Genomic DNA, 14,174 nt, shown 5'->3' on the forward strand with positions numbered 1-14,174 from the left:
TCGGGGATTTTTTTTAGGCGAGGCCAGCGAGCGGGTCGCTGGCCACTGCGAGGATTACTTGGCGGGTGCGTCGGCAGCCGGTGCGGCACCTTCGGCGGCGGCCGGGGCCTTCACTTCGGGTTCCTTGAACTTGGCGCCGGACTGGTTGGCCATGTAGACCACGGTGCGCTGGATTTCGACGTCGTCCAGATCAGAGTTCCCGCCCTTGGCGGGCATGGCGCGCAGGCCATTGATGGCGTGCGAGACCAGGGTGTCATAGCCTGCGGCGATGCGGGCCTGCCAGGAGGCAGCGTCACCGACCTTGGGAGCACCGGCTACGCCGGCGCTGTGGCAGGCGGCGCAGGTGGTCTTGTAGACTTCTTCACCGGAGAGCAGTTGCTTGGGGCCGTTGGCATCACGGAAGGTGAAGCCATCGTCGGAGACGGGTTTGATGCGTGCCGCGATCATCTCGGGCGTCTGGCTGTCGGAGCCGGCACCGGTTTTCTGGCCATTGGTGACGTACTGCACGAGCAGCACGATGCACACGATGGGGACCATAAAACCTGCGACGACGGCTGCGATCAATTGCTTGGGAGTCTTGATTGCCGACTCGTGTTCCTGCTGAGCTGAGCTCATGGGCGTCCCTCCGTAATGTTTCCTCGAAATTGGGGCGGAAAACGTCGGTTCCCTTTGTATTGCCTTATCGCCTGGCATTGCGTGGAACTGGGATCAGGCAGGGCTTTCATTGCGCTCTCTCGCCGAACTCTTGATTATAGTCACAATGCTTTCCGTTTGACACGGAAAAACCGCCAGCGCCATGGACGTCCAGCCGGAAAGACGGTATCCTTCAGGCCTTTCCGGGGTTCGCCCCGATTCAGCGCGGCTGTAGCTCAGTGGATAGAGTATTGGCCTCCGAAGCCAAGGGTCGTGGGTTCGATCCCCGCCAGCCGCGCCATTTCTTTTCCGCCTTCCTCACACTGAGAAGGGAATCATAAGTTTGCCGTTTAGAAGCCATTGCTTTTAAATGGCAAACGATGCTTCCACCTTAACTGAGCCGTGGCGACCACATCACCAATCCCGCCCATACACCAGAAATCCAACGCAATTATCTAAATTGCAACGTATTCCGCTGGGAAATATTATGCTGATCTTTCAGTTGATGTGCTTTGCGCAATATCAATTGGACCAGATGTCCGTATTGTTCTATCTACGCCCGAGTGCCTTGAGAGAAGCGTTCCAGCCGGGCGGGCAATTTTGATGCCCCAGACAACTTCACGCCCCAACCCACGCGCGGTGTCACCGTGAATCGAACGGCACTTTTACATATTGTTGAGAATGGTGTCCGCCGCCAGGATGATCGGCTTGTAGATTTCCTGAAAATTGCTTGATTGCTTGGCCTGTTCAGTGACGCCGCCGAATTTGGCGTAGAACAGGTTCTTCACAGCTTGGTGGAAATAGGGTTCATGCTTGATCTTCTGTCGCAAGCCGTAATCGCTGAAGTATTTCAGAATCAATATGCCCATTTCGTAGACCGCCCTGCCGGTGTGGACGTAGGTAACGTCCGATGACAGTTGGTTGGCGACCTTGCGGAAGGCCCCCACATACTCATCAAGGAAGTAGATCCCATCGGGATGAGCCAGGGCCATTTCGAGGGCCAGGTTCCAATCCTGTCCACGAAATTCACCCAATCCATCCGCCGCGGCCAGTTTGTTGAGCGAAAGATCGAGAAAGAATTCGTCCGCACCGTGCTTGGGAAGTGAGGCCGTCTTGTAGATCCCCAGGAACACGTAGTGGTCAAATCCCATCATCGCCTCAAAATCGCAACCGGCTTTGAAACGGCGTCCTTGCCAACCTGGATGTTGCAGGTCACTGTATTGGCCGTTTTCCAGGATCTTGTACTTGCCAAATCCCAAATCCGCATTGCGGCGTGCTGTTTCCTCGAACAACCTTGCCATCTGTTCGGGAAAGAAAAGGTCGTCCGTGGCCAGCATGGTCATGTAAGGTGTCTCTATCTGCGGATACATTTCCTGATAGGCTCGCATGACGCCAACGCTGGACGATTTTTCAAAGAAGCGGATGCGTTTATCCCCTGCATGCCGTGCCAGGATTTCGGCAGTATTGTCCGTTGATCCATCATTGAAAATGAACAGCTGAGTAACTGGAGAGGCTGGCGCAAACACGACATTGTTCAGCACGTTGTCCAGATAGATTCCGTGATTCTTGGTAGGGATAAGAAGGGTCAGCATAAAGGGAGATGATTTATCGGTTCAACGAAACAAACTTGTCTATCCGGGATTCAGCTTACATCGTAGAACATAGCGCGCCTTTTATAAATCCTTCGAGCCTGGAGCATGCCTATGGATTTTTCCGACAGCCATTTTACTGCTCCGGGCGAGGGTGATCAGGGCAGATTACGGCTTGTTTCGCTATCCAATTCCTGCCACAGGCCAGCCTGTTGCCCGTTAAAATCCTGAGGAAACCGGTACATCAATCAGGGAACATGAACCAGAGCGATCAACTCAACGCCCTCGTTGTCGGCAGCGACAGCCAGATCGGAAGCGTCCTGAAAACCCGCTTGCAACAGTCGGGCGCGAGCGTTATCGGAACCACCCGCAAGCTGACGAACGTGGACCAATCGACGCGGTATCTGGATCTGGAAGACCTGCAGATGGACCAGCTAGGGCAAGGTTTTGACTGTGCAATCATTTGTGCCGCCATGACCAATATCGCGCAATGCGATCAAGATCCCGTAAGAAGCAGGAAAATCAACGTTATCAACACGCTCAGGCTGATTGACTTTCTGGTCGGGCAGGAGTGCTTTGTGGTGTACTTGTCGTCCAATGCCGTGTTTGACGGAAGTCTGCCGTTTCGCACACCTGCCGATATACCCTGTCCCACCACCCTTTACGGTCGGTTCAAGCAGGAAGTGGAGCAGCACATCATCTCCCATTTCCCCCGGCAGGCCTGCGTGTTACGACTGACCAAGGTCATTTCCGACGATATGCCGTTGCTGTCCGAGTGGCGCACAAAAGTTGGAAACGGCGAGAAAATCAGAACCTTTACCAACAAGCTCATCTCACCGATCTCCGTCAGCGAGGTTGCCGAGGCGATCACGCTACTCATGCATCAGCGGGCCGGTGGCATCCATCAGCTTGGCGGGAGGGAAGAACTTTCGTTCACCCAGTTTGCCCGCCAGATCTTCAAGGACAAGCCCTCGGCGCTCGCGCTGATTTCCGCGGAAACCGATCCCTCCATCCAGCATATACAATACAACTCACTGATGACCCATTTACCCGACTACGCATCGGCCAAGGCCAGCTACAGCTTCGAAGGATCAGATCTGATCGTCGGATCGCTCCTCAGAAACGTCTCGCAAGGGTGTTATATCGATATCGGCGCGAATCATCCGGTCGTTCAGAACAATACCTACCACTTCTACCGATCCGGCTGGCGTGGTCTTGCGGTCGACGGCAACGATGAGTTCGGCGCGCTCTGGGGACAAATTCGCGCTGACGATATCTTTGTCACCGGGCTGATATCGGATGCGATCAAGGACGTTGAGTTCGCGATCTATCCGGAAAAGACCATCTCCAGCATGGATGCGGCAGCGATCGCACGCTACTCATCACGCTATCGCCCGGAGGACGTCATCGTGGAGAAACGGACCACAACGACCTTGTTCGACCTGAAAAAGACCTACCTGCCGGACGACGAGATTCATCTGCTGTCGGTCGATATCGAAGGCGAAGATCTGAATTGTCTGGTGGGAGCCAGATTGGATCAATGGCAGCCGGGCGTGATCGTGATCGAAACCAAGAACATGTCCCTGTACGACACCACGTCAAACGAGGTGGTACGGTATCTGACTTCCTTGGGTTACAGGCTCATCGCAAAGACGCCTCTGGATGCGTTTTTTGTCTTTCCTCAGAAGCATTATCTGCAGTGGATTCCGGCATCCATCCTGTAAAGCGGCCTTCCTTCATTTATTCGATATCGTGGAGCTCCTGCATCAGGTCGGAGGCCGAGAGCGGAATGTTCCCCACGCGGCTGACCTGGCAGGCTGCGGCAATCGACCCCAGATACATGCTCTGCCAGATGTCAGCCCCGACCGTCATCGCCATCGAGGAGCAGGTCAGTAGACTGTCACCTGCTCCTGCCGTATCCTTGGGCGTAGTATTGAACGCCGGGAGGCGATCGGTCAGCCACTCGAATTCGCCGTCGGATTGAGCATGCGCCAGAATGCCCTCTGCCCCGAGCGTGAGCAAGATATTGGATGACTGCGACCGCTGACGCAGTTTTTCCGACAACATGACAAGGCCGGCACTGTTGTCACGCACGGCAAGCCGCGCTTCGCGTTCGGTAGGAGTGAGGAGGATAGCTCCCTTGAATCTTGAGACGTCGCCGATCTGCGAGGAAGACTGGCTATCAGCGACGAAAGGGATGTTGCGCTTGGTGCAGGCCTCCACGAGCTGGTCCACCACCACCTGGGGCAGGCACCCATAGTTGAAGTCAGAGAATATGACCAGATCACAATTGTTCAGGACGCTCTTGACCTTCTCGACAAAACGCTGTCCCAGTTTCAAGTCGATATCATGCTGGCGCAGATGACTGACGCGCAACAAGGTCTTTCCCGCAGCGCGAAAGCGTTGCTTCAGCGTAGTGGGGCGACTGTCGTCTTCAAAAATGGTGGCATTGACCTTGTATTCCTGCAGTTTCTCGCGCGCGAAGTCGGCTGCTGCATCGATTCCAGAAACGGAAAAATAGCTGACCTCGGCCCCCAACCTGCACGCATGCGAAGCGACAATTCCTGCTCCCCCGATGAAGCGTTCCTGCAAGATCGGGGTGACGACCAAGGTGGGATCTTCCTGGGACATCCCGAGTGCATCGCAACTGACGTACTCGTCCACGATCAGATCGCCGATGACAGCAACCCGCAGACCCCGAAACTTGTTCAAGACTGCGCGCAGATCTTTCATCGTGAAGCCATGACGCATCGGAAAGTCCAGCGGCCGAACGATCGAAGACATATTGGGCTCGAGAAACTCGCGCTTGAGCAACTCGATGGATGAAAAACGCATTTCACCTGAACTGAACATCAACTTGCCGCCATATTCGTCCACAGCAGACTGCTCGATGTTAAAGCGGGATTCGTATTCGCCTCCCTTGACCACGACAGCAGGCTGGAGCAACTTGACGATTTCTTCAGGCGAGGACTCCATGACGAAGGCATAGTCAACGAAGCTGATTGCGGTCACGCCCTCGAAGCGTAACTGAGCCGGGAGGACAGCTCCTACCACATGATCACCAGCCAGGCCGACCACCAGAAAATCACCGCATTCGGAGGCGAATTTCAGCAAGCGCAAGTGGCCAGGATGGACCGTATTGAAGTTGCCGGAGACGAAAACGATCCGCGCATCATCTCCAGCCCGAGCCTTGATCTCCTGAAGTGCGGCCATGTCAGGGTGCGATGAACTATCCAATCTCGTCTCCATTACCGTGTGTTGTTGAGAAGCGTGCGGTGATCCACCAGGAAGGTTGCATTGAATCCGCAAGGCCATCCGGATGCCCCATGCCTGCAGAGAATACCCGCTTGCCCTCGCGGACCATCCGTAAAACAAGCTTGCAAAGGGATTTCAAACACTGAATTTGCTCAACGCAGTCATCGGAGTGCGCTCGGGCATTTCGATGCGACTCCCATCAGCCAGGATCAAGATCGGCCAGAGTACGCGAGACATCCGGCCCAAGGGCATCCAGCAGCTGATGCCAGGCTGCGGCGTTCTCCGGCCTGGCTGAGGGCATGCCAAAGTCTTTCTGAGCCAGCTGCCAGCTGCTGATTGTGCCGATGTCGCGATGATAATCGCTATTCAAGAAGGTAAATATGCGTCCCACGAAATGCGGAATGACCTGTGTACTCAAATCGACCTCTTGCATTCCCAATGATGCGATGAATGACACTACCTCCGGCTCCATCACATAGACGGCGGCATTGGCAAGGTTGCCCGGGGGATGCTCGACCTTTTCATGGAATGCCTGAACCATGCCGCGGCCATCGATCTCGACGATCCCGCAGGAACGCGGCTCCTCCGCCTCGAACAGCATCATGGTCATCGCCGCTCCGTGCGGACGTCGCCGATGCGCTTCAAAGAATGCGCTGCAGTCGAAGCGCGTCAGGTTATCAGCATGCGCAATGAGCAGCGGTTCGTTGCCGAAGAATGATCGATTCGCCAGCACTGTCCCTCCCGTGCCCAGCAGCGCATGTTCGTGGCTCAAATTGACCCGGCCAAACCAGCTGCTGTGCTCAATGTAGCTCTCCACCAGAGGGGCGAGGTAATGCGTATTGATGAGAACATCGGTCACTCCCTGGTCTAGCAGGCTCTGTATCCAATAATCAAGCAGTGGACGTCCATTGATCGGAACCAGGCACTTAGGAAGAAACGAAGTGAGTGGCTGCAACCTAGTTCCAAATCCCGCGGCCAGCAGCAGCGTGCGGGGAGTTGCCGTCACGCGGCGTCCTTTTTGCCGCAACACACTGCGATCAGATAGTGCGCCATGGGATAGAACCCGGTGTGGACTGTTTCATCGTTCATGGAGAACAGAAACACATTGTGGAAATGATTTTGCATCAATGCCTTGAGATCCTTTCCGCTCTTGCAATTGACGTGTCCCGCTTTGCTTTGCGGTGAGGCATATGCCTGCGACTCGAGTGAGGGCATGCCAACGATCATCACCCCCTGTTCGGTCAAGGACTGCATTGCATTCGAGAGGAAAATAACTTCTTTCTCCGGCTCGATGTGTTCCAGGACATCCAGGCTGAAGACCGCATCGAACTGGCCGGGTACCGGGCCGTCCAGCATGTCATGGACGAAGCTCGACATCGGCCATGCCGGGTTCATCCTTGCTTTCACATCTTCGATGAAGAGCGGATCAAAATCGACGGCCGTGACGTGCCTCACTTCTTGCTGCACCAGTCGCGTCCCGAAAGCATCAGCGCAACCTATTTCGAGAACCTGCTGACGGCCGGCCAGCATCTTGGCAACGAATTTGTACCGAGCTAGTGTGAAGAGGGTTCGCTTTGGATCTTCATTCCACGAAGCGTTAGCCATTAGGCCGAACTGGCTCACGCCATGCTTTTCAACAATGTCGAAAATTTCAGCGTATTGAGGTTCCTTGGTTTGAACGGGAGTTTTCATGCATCAGATTCCATTTTGAAAGGTGATCAGAATGGCCTTCAGCGGCGCTCTTGCCGCAAAGGCGGAAACACCATGGTGATTTCGACGCTCACGCGGGTCTGGTCCCCCAGATTGACCGCCCCCCCATGCAGAATGCCTTCGTTGAAGATGAGCATGTTGCCGGGCTCCGTGAGCATCAGCTGCGCACCCAGTGTCGCAGGATCTTCATCGATGATGGGCTTCATGCCGCCGGCACCGGGTTCGCCGTGGTAGCGATACTGGCGGCGATGCGAATCGGGCACGATCATGAGCCCGTTGCGCCCTGGCTGTGAATAGATCGGAATCCAGATCTTGACGGTCTCCGCCTGTGCCGCGAAGGCGCGGTCGTCCATGCCCATGACATCGTGAAACCACTTGTCGGCGTGCATGCCGCCGATGTCGCGTGGCGCATTCGGGCGTACCAGTCTCCAGTAGATCTCTTCGCGTCCGGCCTCGTGGGTATCCCCATAGAAGACATCGGAGATGGCAAACTCGCCCATCTCCGCACGGATGGTCTGCAGGAACGGCAGTCCGCGAATCTGCTGGCAGCTGTGCAGCGGCAGGCAGCGATGCTGCTTGGGCCAGAGTGATTCGTGCTGCAGCAGATGGGACAGCTCGTGGTAACGCGCAATGCCCACTTCCCCGAATTGCGCCGCCAGTTCAGGATGCGCCCTACCGATCACGTCGAGCCACTGCTCGGTGATGGCCGCGCGAAACACCTCCAGCTCCTCAGGCGTGAGCCGGAGATCGCTGGAGTAGCCGGGCGTGTCGAAAATCTTGTGCTTCAGGTTCAGTGCAGTCATGGCGTGCTCGCGCTGGGTCAGTCGTGCATGCGGATCAGGCAGCGGCCCGACATGGCACCGCTGCGCATGCGCTGGATGGCGACGTTGATGTCGTCCAGCTTGAAGTGCTCGGTGATGAGCGGCTTGAGCTGGATGAGGCCGGCATCAAGCAGCCTGGTATAGCGGGGAATGTCGACATGTGGCACGGCCTCGCCGCCATGCGAGCCACTGATGGTCTTCTCGAAGTGCAGCGGCAGCGAGTAGATGCTGATGTTGCGGCCGGCACGCGGCACCCCCACCAGAACCACGCGTCCCTGCGCCTTGGTCAGCTCATAGCCCATCTCGATGATGGACGGCTGTCCGGTGTTGTCGATGAAGACGTCGATGCCCTGCTTGCCCGTCAGCTCCAGCAGCGCTGTGCGGGCATCGACCTGGCTGGCATTGATCAGGTGCGTGGCACCGACCTGTTTGGCCAGCGCCAGCCGGCCTTCGTGCAGATCGACCGCAATGATGGGATAGGCCGAGCGCAGCGAGGCTGCCTGGATGATGTTCAGGCCGACGCCGCCGGCACCGAAGACCACCACCGATTCCCCCAAACGGATGTCCGCATTGTTCTCGGCCACACCGAAGCCCGTGGTGACCGCACACCCGAACAGTGCCGCAACATCCATGTCGCTGGAGGGATCGATACGCGTGACACGATTCTCCGAAACGATGGCGTATTCGTTGAAGGTCGCAATCAGGCCGGCGTTGAGCGGCTTGCCGCGCCAGGTGTACTTGGGCGGAAGCGATTCGATACCCTGGCTCTTGCGCCAGTGCAATACCACACGATCGCCCGGCTTGACGAAACGCACGCCCGGACCGACTTCCTCCACGATGCCCGAGGCCTCGTGGCCGAGCAGGTGCGGCAGGTACTTGTCCTCGCCCTTGGCGCCGTCGATTTCACCGAGCTGGGAGCCGCATACGCCGCTGACGCCGATCTTCACGAGCACTTGTCCGACCTCGAGCTGCGGCGGCAGTTCGACCTCATCGATGATCAGCGGCTGTTGCAGTTCGGCCAGGATGGCCGCACGCATGGTCTTGGGAATGCTCATGGTGTTCACTCGAAATAGATGAGGGAATGGTCGCCGGTATAGCCAGTCTGGCGGAACCACCAGTCCCATTCTTCGGGGGTGCAGAAGGCTTCGCAGGTGACCTGCCAATACAGCAGGTTAGCCTTTTCGGTTTCGTTGCGATATGACTCTACGCAAACATACTTCTGCTTGCCGACCCGCTCCATCTCCCGCAAGGCCTTGTCCAGATCGTAGTTGTGCAGGTTGTGCAGCGTGGTGATGGAAAAGACGAAATCGAAATATTGGTCAGGGAAGGGCAGGCTGGTGGCATTGCCCAACAGCAGGCGATCGCGGATCTCTTCCTTGGCATGCTCCAGCGCATACGGAGAAATGTCGAGGCCATGGATTTCCAGGCCGGGGACCAGCAGCGACATCTCGTACAGCAGAAATCCCTTGCCGCATCCCACGTCGAGCACCTTGTCGCCCGCCTTCAGGCCATAGTGGTCGATCATCGCCTGCGCCACCGGTGCCCAGCGGCCCGGCATGTAGCGATAGCCGCCGTAGCAGATGCGGCGATCGCCGTCCCAGTAGTCGAATCCCCATTGCTTGGCCAGCTCGGCCGCCTTGGGCTTGGGGAATTCAGGGTCGTTCACGCGCGCCAGATAATCGCGCTGGGTGCTTTTGTGAACGGAGCTGAGGAAATCGATGTAGGCCATGTCTTATACCAGTCTGGATTGGAAAAATTGTCGCGCCTTGTCGAGCTGGGTGCGCTTGCGCTGCTCCACTGAAATCGAGGCATCGGCAAACTGCCGTCGCCGCGCGGCTTCGGGCAGGAATTCGTTGAGCATGATGCAGCACCATTTGGCTTGCATCACCGGCAGCAGCTGCCGGGAGCGCTCACGCAGGCAGCTGGCCCGCTCGGACCAGGCCAGTGCCTGGCCGGCAAAATCCTCGAAGTCGCCAACGGGTACCGGGACGGCGGGCTGGCAAAAGAAGTCACCGATCATCTTGGCCGGATCATCCCACCCGGCGTATTCAAAATCGATGAAGCACAACTGGCCATCAGGTCGCAGCAGGACGTTGTGAAAGCCGAAGTCGGAAGGCGATATGCAACGGTCCGCCTCCAACAGCACTGGTAGACCCTCGGCAAGCAGCCGTGCACGGTGGCGCTGCCAGACTGCCGCCATCTCGCTGATCAGTGCCTGCGCTTGTGCGTCCAGCGCATCGCCGGGGATCATGGCCTGCAGGCGCGCGATGCGGCGGTCGACGGTGGTCAGGTGTTGCGTCAGATCGAAACAGGCTTCGGAGGCCGGCGGCAGATCGTGACCGTCGTGCCGCGCCGCATTGAGGACGTGCAGAAATTGTGCGGCGGCCATGACATGGGCCGATGTCAGTCGTGCTGCGGCGATCTTCTCGCCATGGACGTATTCGTAAAGGCCGACCCGCTGTTGGAGGTCGCAGGCGAGCGCGCGCGGAACGCAGCGCAAGCCGAGCTTGCCGGCGTAGCGCAGGAAACGGTACTCCGCTCCCAGGCGGTCGCGGGTATCGGCAGCATCGCTGAAATAGGCCTTGGCCAGATAGCGGCCACCTGCCGTGTCGACGGCATAGACGCGGTTGTTGCCGCCGCCGTCGAGCGCAGTGAGGCGCAGGTCGCCAGCATCCAGTCCCGACTGTGTCAGCAAGGCCGTGATGGTGGCTTGCAGCCCGGTGTTCACCATCGTTCCTCGAAGAAGGCCCGGATCCCCGGCCATCCACTGAGTCGCGTGAATTCCGATGTGGCCGCATGATTGCCCTCGGGATCGAACAGCAGGCGCACCGTCTGCGGCGGGAACCCCGGCATGCGCAGGATCTCGGGCAGATCGTCGATGAAGTAATCGCAGCCGCAGTCGGCGATGCGCGCGATCTTGGCCTCCTTGGTCGGCTCGAAATACACGGCCTGCACGGCGTCCTTCCCGGTGGCTGCGCGCAGCGTGCCGTCAATCCAGCCGGTGGCCGCCGCATGCAGATCGTGTTGCGGACCTTTGAAGGGATAGCGGGTCTTGTGGCTGATGATCAGCAGTTCGGCACCCCGCACAGAAGCCTGACGGATGAAGTCGAACACGCCCGCAAAGGCTTCGGCCTCGCCCATGCGGGCGCCGTAGACATCGCCCTGCAGTTCGGTGAAGACGGCATCCTGGCCTGCCTCGCGCAGGTAGTCGCGCACGGCGAGTTTGGAGACCGGCAAGCTCGCCGGGACCAGTCCCTGCTCGGTCGCCACCTTGTGGAACAGCGAGTCGTAGGTGACGATGGTGTTGTCGAAATCCAGTCCGATGCGCATCTCAGCCCGCCGTCTTCCGGAACGCAGCCTCCACCTTGGCGGCGATGTTGTCGGCGGTCAGTCCGTACTTGGCGCGGGCATATTCTTGCGAGCCGATCTCGTGCATGAAGCTGTCGTCCACGCCGAAGCCAAGCAGACGCCCCTTCATGGGCTCCTGCCGCGCCAGCCATTCTGCAATGGCACCGCCCAGGCCGCCGATGCGGCTGTGTTCTTCCACCACGCCTACCACGGCGTATCCCGCGAACGCCTGCTCCAGGCTGGCTTCATCGAGCGGCTTGATGGTGTGGAAGCTCTCCACGCGCGCCGAGATGCCGCGTGCCTGCAGCAAATCGGCTGCCGCCATCACGGTGGGCAGCAAGGTACCGGCACCGATCAGGCAGACATCGCTGCCGCTGCGCACATTGATGGCGCGGCCGATCTCGAAGTGCTCGTCCTGCTTGGGAACGATCTGCTCGCCTTTCTTTCCGATGCGAATGTAGACCGGGCCGTCGAGCTTGAGCGCAGCACGCAGGCACTGGCGCAGCTCGACTTCGTCGGCCGGCGCGAGCACCGTCATGTTGGGCAGTACCCGCATGATCGCCAGGTCTTCGCAGGAATGATGGGTCGGCCCCAGTTCGGCATAGGACAGTCCGGAGCCGGTCCCCACGATGATCACCGGGACGTTGTGATAGCAGGCATCCACGCGGATCTGCTCGAAGCAGCGCGTGGTGGTGAACGGCGTGATGGTGTAGATCACCGGCCGCAAGCCGGACAGCGCCATGCCGGCGGCCACGCCCATCATGTTGGCTTCGGCGATGCCGCAGTTGAGGAAGCGCGTGCCGTTGGCGGCCTTGAACTTGTCGAACAGCTTGTTGCCGATGTCGCCCGAGAGCAGCACCACGCGCGGATCACTGCTACCCAGTTTGGTGATCTCGTCTGCAAACGCGTTTCTCATGCCTGTACTCCCAGTTCCTGATAGGCAGCGGCCACTTCGTCGGCATTGGGAATCCGGTAGTGCCAGTTGTTGTCGTCTTCCATGAAGGAGACACCTTTGCCCTTGACGGTGTGTGCCACCACGGCAATGGGTTTTCCTTCGGGTGCGCGCGGGCGTCCCATGATCTCGACCAGGGTCGCCATGTCGTGGCCATCGATTTCCATCGCGTCCCAGCCGAAGGCGCGCCACTTGTCCACCAGCGGATTCAAGGCCAGCACTTCCTCGCTGCGGCCGGTGGCCTGCCACTTGTTGAAGTCGACCAGCACCATCAGGTTGCCGGTACGCTGGGCCGCGGCCATCATGGCGGCTTCCCAGACCGAACCTTCATTGCATTCGCCGTCACCCAGCAGCACCGTGACGTCATAGCGCTGTTGCTGGATGCGACCAGCCAGGGCCATGCCCAGGCCGATCGGCAGACCATGGCCGAGCGAGCCGGTGGCGGCCTCGATACCGGGCAGGTGATCAGGCGTCGGGGGGTGTTCGGCGAAGATGCCGCCGTCCTTGCCATAGTCGTCCAGCATCGAGATCGGGTAGAAGCCGCGCAAGGCCAGCACCTGGAACAGTGCGGCAGCGCCGTGCCCCTTGCTGAGGATGAAGCGGTCCCGCAGCGGGTCGGCCGGCTTGGAAGGATCAATGCGCAGCGTACCGAAATAGGCCGCCGTGAGGATGTCCACGCAGGAAAGGCAGGAGCCCAGGTGCGGTGTCTGGGTGCGGTGCGCATTCTCGATGATGCGGCCACGCAGCTGGCTGGCTGTTTTCTTCAGCGCGGTAATGTCTTGGGCCATAACGATCTATCCAAAAGCAATGCCCGTTCTTTCAAACGGGCAGCAAAACGATGCGGCATTCGCCGAGGCTGCACATCAGTGCGGCTCAGGGCTTGTGGACGTAGTTCCATTCCATGGTCTGCATGGCGTCCAGGTTCTGCCGGACCCAGCTGACGCATTCATCCAGTCCTTCGTCGAGCGAGACTTTCACGTTCCAGTCCAGGCTCTGGCGCAGCTTGCTGCTATCCAACATGTAGGCGGCATCCTTGCCCAGGCGCTCGCCGACGATCTCGACGTTGGCCGCGAAATCCACGTCCAGCTTGGCGCAGATGCGCTCGACCAGTTCGCGCACGCTGACGATCTCGTCGGTGGAGATGTGGTAGGTCTGGCCATTGATACCGCGCGTGGCGATGGCATGGGTGGCGCTCGATACGTCGCGCATGTGGATGAAGGAGCGGCGCGAGAGTCCACCGCCATGCAGCTGCAGTTTCTTACCGGTCAGCACCGAGAGGATGGTGCGCGGAATGATGCGATACAACTGCTGGCCCGGACCGTAGACGTTGGCGGCGCGGGTGAACACTACCGGGAAACCGTAGGCATCGAAGTAGGTCTTCAGGCTCATGTCGGCCGCCGCGCGGGACACCGCATAGGGCGTGCTCGGGTTGAACGGCGTGTCTTCCTTGATGAAGCCATCGGTACTGCCATACACCTCGGGTGTGGTGATGTGCACGTACTTGTCCAGGAAGTCGCACTGGCGCAGCACTTCGTGCAGGCGGATGGTCGCCATGACGTTGGTCTCGAACCAGTGTTCCGGATTCTTCCAGCTTTCGGCGACCATGCTTTGCGCGGCGAAGTTGACCACGATGGCGGGCTTCTCGCGCTGAATCAATTCGGTCAGCGCGGCCAGGTCCTTGTTGAGGTCATACGGGTAGAACGTGAATGCGGCCTGATGCTCGGACCAGCGATAAGGCAGGAACGCGCGATGCGGCTCCTGTGAACGGCTCACGCCGATGACGTCGTTGCCATTGCGCAGCAGGTAATCCACGAAGCTGGCACCGGAAAACGAGTTGCTGCCGATGATGAGATATTTTGCCGACAT

Annotated in this window: 14 protein-coding genes and 1 tRNA gene; 2 read left to right on the forward strand and 13 right to left on the reverse strand. The window is 58.7% G+C overall.

Going from position 1 to position 14,174, the window contains the following annotated elements; genetic code table 11:
* Positions 1 to 54: 54 nt before the first annotated feature.
* Positions 55 to 615 carry a c-type cytochrome gene (locus ACWHXP_RS22895; protein WP_489634971.1) on the reverse strand — a complete coding sequence of 187 codons (561 nt, stop codon included), beginning with the start codon at positions 613 to 615 and terminating at the stop codon, positions 55 to 57.
* A 243-nt stretch (positions 616 to 858) separates the two neighbouring features.
* Here ACWHXP_RS22895 and ACWHXP_RS22900 point away from each other — a divergent pair.
* Positions 859 to 934: transfer RNA gene (locus ACWHXP_RS22900), tRNA-Arg, on the forward strand.
* A 364-nt stretch (positions 935 to 1,298) separates the two neighbouring features.
* Here the strand turns inward: ACWHXP_RS22900 and ACWHXP_RS22905 are convergent.
* Complete coding sequence (locus ACWHXP_RS22905) at positions 1,299 to 2,225, reverse strand: glycosyltransferase family 2 protein (protein ID WP_489623996.1); 927 nt, start codon at positions 2,223 to 2,225, stop codon at positions 1,299 to 1,301.
* Between the two features lie 254 nt (positions 2,226 to 2,479).
* Here ACWHXP_RS22905 and ACWHXP_RS22910 point away from each other — a divergent pair, with 254 nt between their 5' ends.
* Positions 2,480 to 3,946 (forward strand): sugar nucleotide-binding protein, encoded by a 1,467-nt coding sequence (locus ACWHXP_RS22910; protein ID WP_489623995.1) that lies wholly within the window; start codon positions 2,480 to 2,482, stop codon positions 3,944 to 3,946.
* Positions 3,947 to 3,962: 16 nt separating this feature from the next.
* On the opposite strand, the gene ACWHXP_RS22915 is transcribed toward ACWHXP_RS22910, so the two are convergent.
* The 11 genes from ACWHXP_RS22915 to ACWHXP_RS22965 all read right to left on the reverse strand — a co-directional run bounded on the left by ACWHXP_RS22915 (position 3,963) and on the right by ACWHXP_RS22965 (position 14,174).
* Positions 3,963 to 5,435 carry a PfkB family carbohydrate kinase gene (locus ACWHXP_RS22915; RefSeq protein ID WP_240733797.1) on the reverse strand — a complete coding sequence of 491 codons (1,473 nt, stop codon included), beginning with the start codon at positions 5,433 to 5,435 and terminating at the stop codon, positions 3,963 to 3,965.
* Between the two features lie 241 nt (positions 5,436 to 5,676).
* On the reverse strand, positions 5,677 to 6,483 hold the full coding sequence (locus ACWHXP_RS22920; RefSeq protein WP_240733796.1) for a nucleotidyltransferase family protein: 807 nt from the start codon (positions 6,481 to 6,483) through the stop codon (positions 5,677 to 5,679).
* Positions 6,480 to 7,169 (reverse strand): class I SAM-dependent methyltransferase, encoded by a 690-nt coding sequence (locus ACWHXP_RS22925; protein ID WP_134223636.1) that lies wholly within the window; start codon positions 7,167 to 7,169, stop codon positions 6,480 to 6,482. Before ACWHXP_RS22925 ends, ACWHXP_RS22920 begins: the two co-directional genes overlap by 4 nt.
* Positions 7,170 to 7,207: 38 nt before the next feature.
* Complete coding sequence (locus tag ACWHXP_RS22930) at positions 7,208 to 7,990, reverse strand: phytanoyl-CoA dioxygenase family protein (RefSeq protein WP_489634970.1); 783 nt, start codon at positions 7,988 to 7,990, stop codon at positions 7,208 to 7,210.
* A 17-nt stretch (positions 7,991 to 8,007) separates the two neighbouring features.
* Complete coding sequence (locus tag ACWHXP_RS22935) at positions 8,008 to 9,063, reverse strand: zinc-binding dehydrogenase (protein ID WP_039783576.1); 1,056 nt, start codon at positions 9,061 to 9,063, stop codon at positions 8,008 to 8,010.
* Positions 9,064 to 9,068: 5 nt separating this feature from the next.
* Entirely contained in the window at positions 9,069 to 9,737 is a 669-nt protein-coding gene (locus tag ACWHXP_RS22940) for a class I SAM-dependent methyltransferase (RefSeq protein ID WP_134223633.1), read from the reverse strand.
* 3 nt (positions 9,738 to 9,740) lie between these two features.
* Positions 9,741 to 10,739: an aminoglycoside phosphotransferase family protein gene (locus ACWHXP_RS22945; RefSeq protein WP_489634969.1), complete on the reverse strand. Its 999-nt coding sequence runs from the start codon at positions 10,737 to 10,739 to the stop codon at positions 9,741 to 9,743.
* Entirely contained in the window at positions 10,733 to 11,338 is a 606-nt protein-coding gene (locus ACWHXP_RS22950) for a hypothetical protein (protein ID WP_039783494.1), read from the reverse strand. The genes ACWHXP_RS22945 and ACWHXP_RS22950 overlap by 7 nt, the downstream gene beginning before the upstream one ends.
* Position 11,339: 1 nt before the next feature.
* On the reverse strand, positions 11,340 to 12,272 hold the full coding sequence (locus ACWHXP_RS22955) for a transketolase family protein (RefSeq protein WP_134223631.1): 933 nt from the start codon (positions 12,270 to 12,272) through the stop codon (positions 11,340 to 11,342).
* On the reverse strand, positions 12,269 to 13,096 hold the full coding sequence (locus ACWHXP_RS22960) for a transketolase (protein WP_034331010.1): 828 nt from the start codon (positions 13,094 to 13,096) through the stop codon (positions 12,269 to 12,271). The genes ACWHXP_RS22955 and ACWHXP_RS22960 overlap by 4 nt, the downstream gene beginning before the upstream one ends.
* A gap of 85 nt (positions 13,097 to 13,181) precedes the next feature.
* On the reverse strand, positions 13,182 to 14,174 hold the full coding sequence (locus tag ACWHXP_RS22965) for a GDP-mannose 4,6-dehydratase (protein ID WP_252696573.1): 993 nt from the start codon (positions 14,172 to 14,174) through the stop codon (positions 13,182 to 13,184).

This window comes from Herbaspirillum sp. Her2 (assembly GCF_057961375.1).

What these genes read in the sequence shown, in the direction of transcription:
- ACWHXP_RS22895 (WP_489634971.1), bottom strand. Translation starts at nt 615, where the DNA reads ATGAGCTCAGCTCAGCAGGAACACGAGTCGGCAATCAAGACTCCCAAG.
- ACWHXP_RS22905 (WP_489623996.1), bottom strand. Translation starts at nt 2,225, where the DNA reads ATGCTGACCCTTCTTATCCCTACCAAGAATCACGGAATCTATCTGGAC.
- ACWHXP_RS22910 (WP_489623995.1), top strand. Translation starts at nt 2,480, where the DNA reads ATGAACCAGAGCGATCAACTCAACGCCCTCGTTGTCGGCAGCGACAGC.
- ACWHXP_RS22915 (WP_240733797.1), bottom strand. Translation starts at nt 5,435, where the DNA reads ATGGCCGCACTTCAGGAGATCAAGGCTCGGGCTGGAGATGATGCGCGG.
- ACWHXP_RS22925 (WP_134223636.1), bottom strand. Translation starts at nt 7,169, where the DNA reads ATGAAAACTCCCGTTCAAACCAAGGAACCTCAATACGCTGAAATTTTC.
- ACWHXP_RS22930 (WP_489634970.1), bottom strand. Translation starts at nt 7,990, where the DNA reads ATGACTGCACTGAACCTGAAGCACAAGATTTTCGACACGCCCGGCTAC.
- ACWHXP_RS22935 (WP_039783576.1), bottom strand. Translation starts at nt 9,063, where the DNA reads ATGAGCATTCCCAAGACCATGCGTGCGGCCATCCTGGCCGAACTGCAA.
- ACWHXP_RS22940 (WP_134223633.1), bottom strand. Translation starts at nt 9,737, where the DNA reads ATGGCCTACATCGATTTCCTCAGCTCCGTTCACAAAAGCACCCAGCGC.
- ACWHXP_RS22945 (WP_489634969.1), bottom strand. Translation starts at nt 10,739, where the DNA reads ATGGTGAACACCGGGCTGCAAGCCACCATCACGGCCTTGCTGACACAG.
- ACWHXP_RS22950 (WP_039783494.1), bottom strand. Translation starts at nt 11,338, where the DNA reads ATGCGCATCGGACTGGATTTCGACAACACCATCGTCACCTACGACTCG.
- ACWHXP_RS22955 (WP_134223631.1), bottom strand. Translation starts at nt 12,272, where the DNA reads ATGAGAAACGCGTTTGCAGACGAGATCACCAAACTGGGTAGCAGTGAT.
- ACWHXP_RS22960 (WP_034331010.1), bottom strand. Translation starts at nt 13,096, where the DNA reads ATGGCCCAAGACATTACCGCGCTGAAGAAAACAGCCAGCCAGCTGCGT.
- ACWHXP_RS22965 (WP_252696573.1), bottom strand. Translation starts at nt 14,174, where the DNA reads ATGTCGGCAAAATATCTCATCATCGGCAGCAACTCGTTTTCCGGTGCC.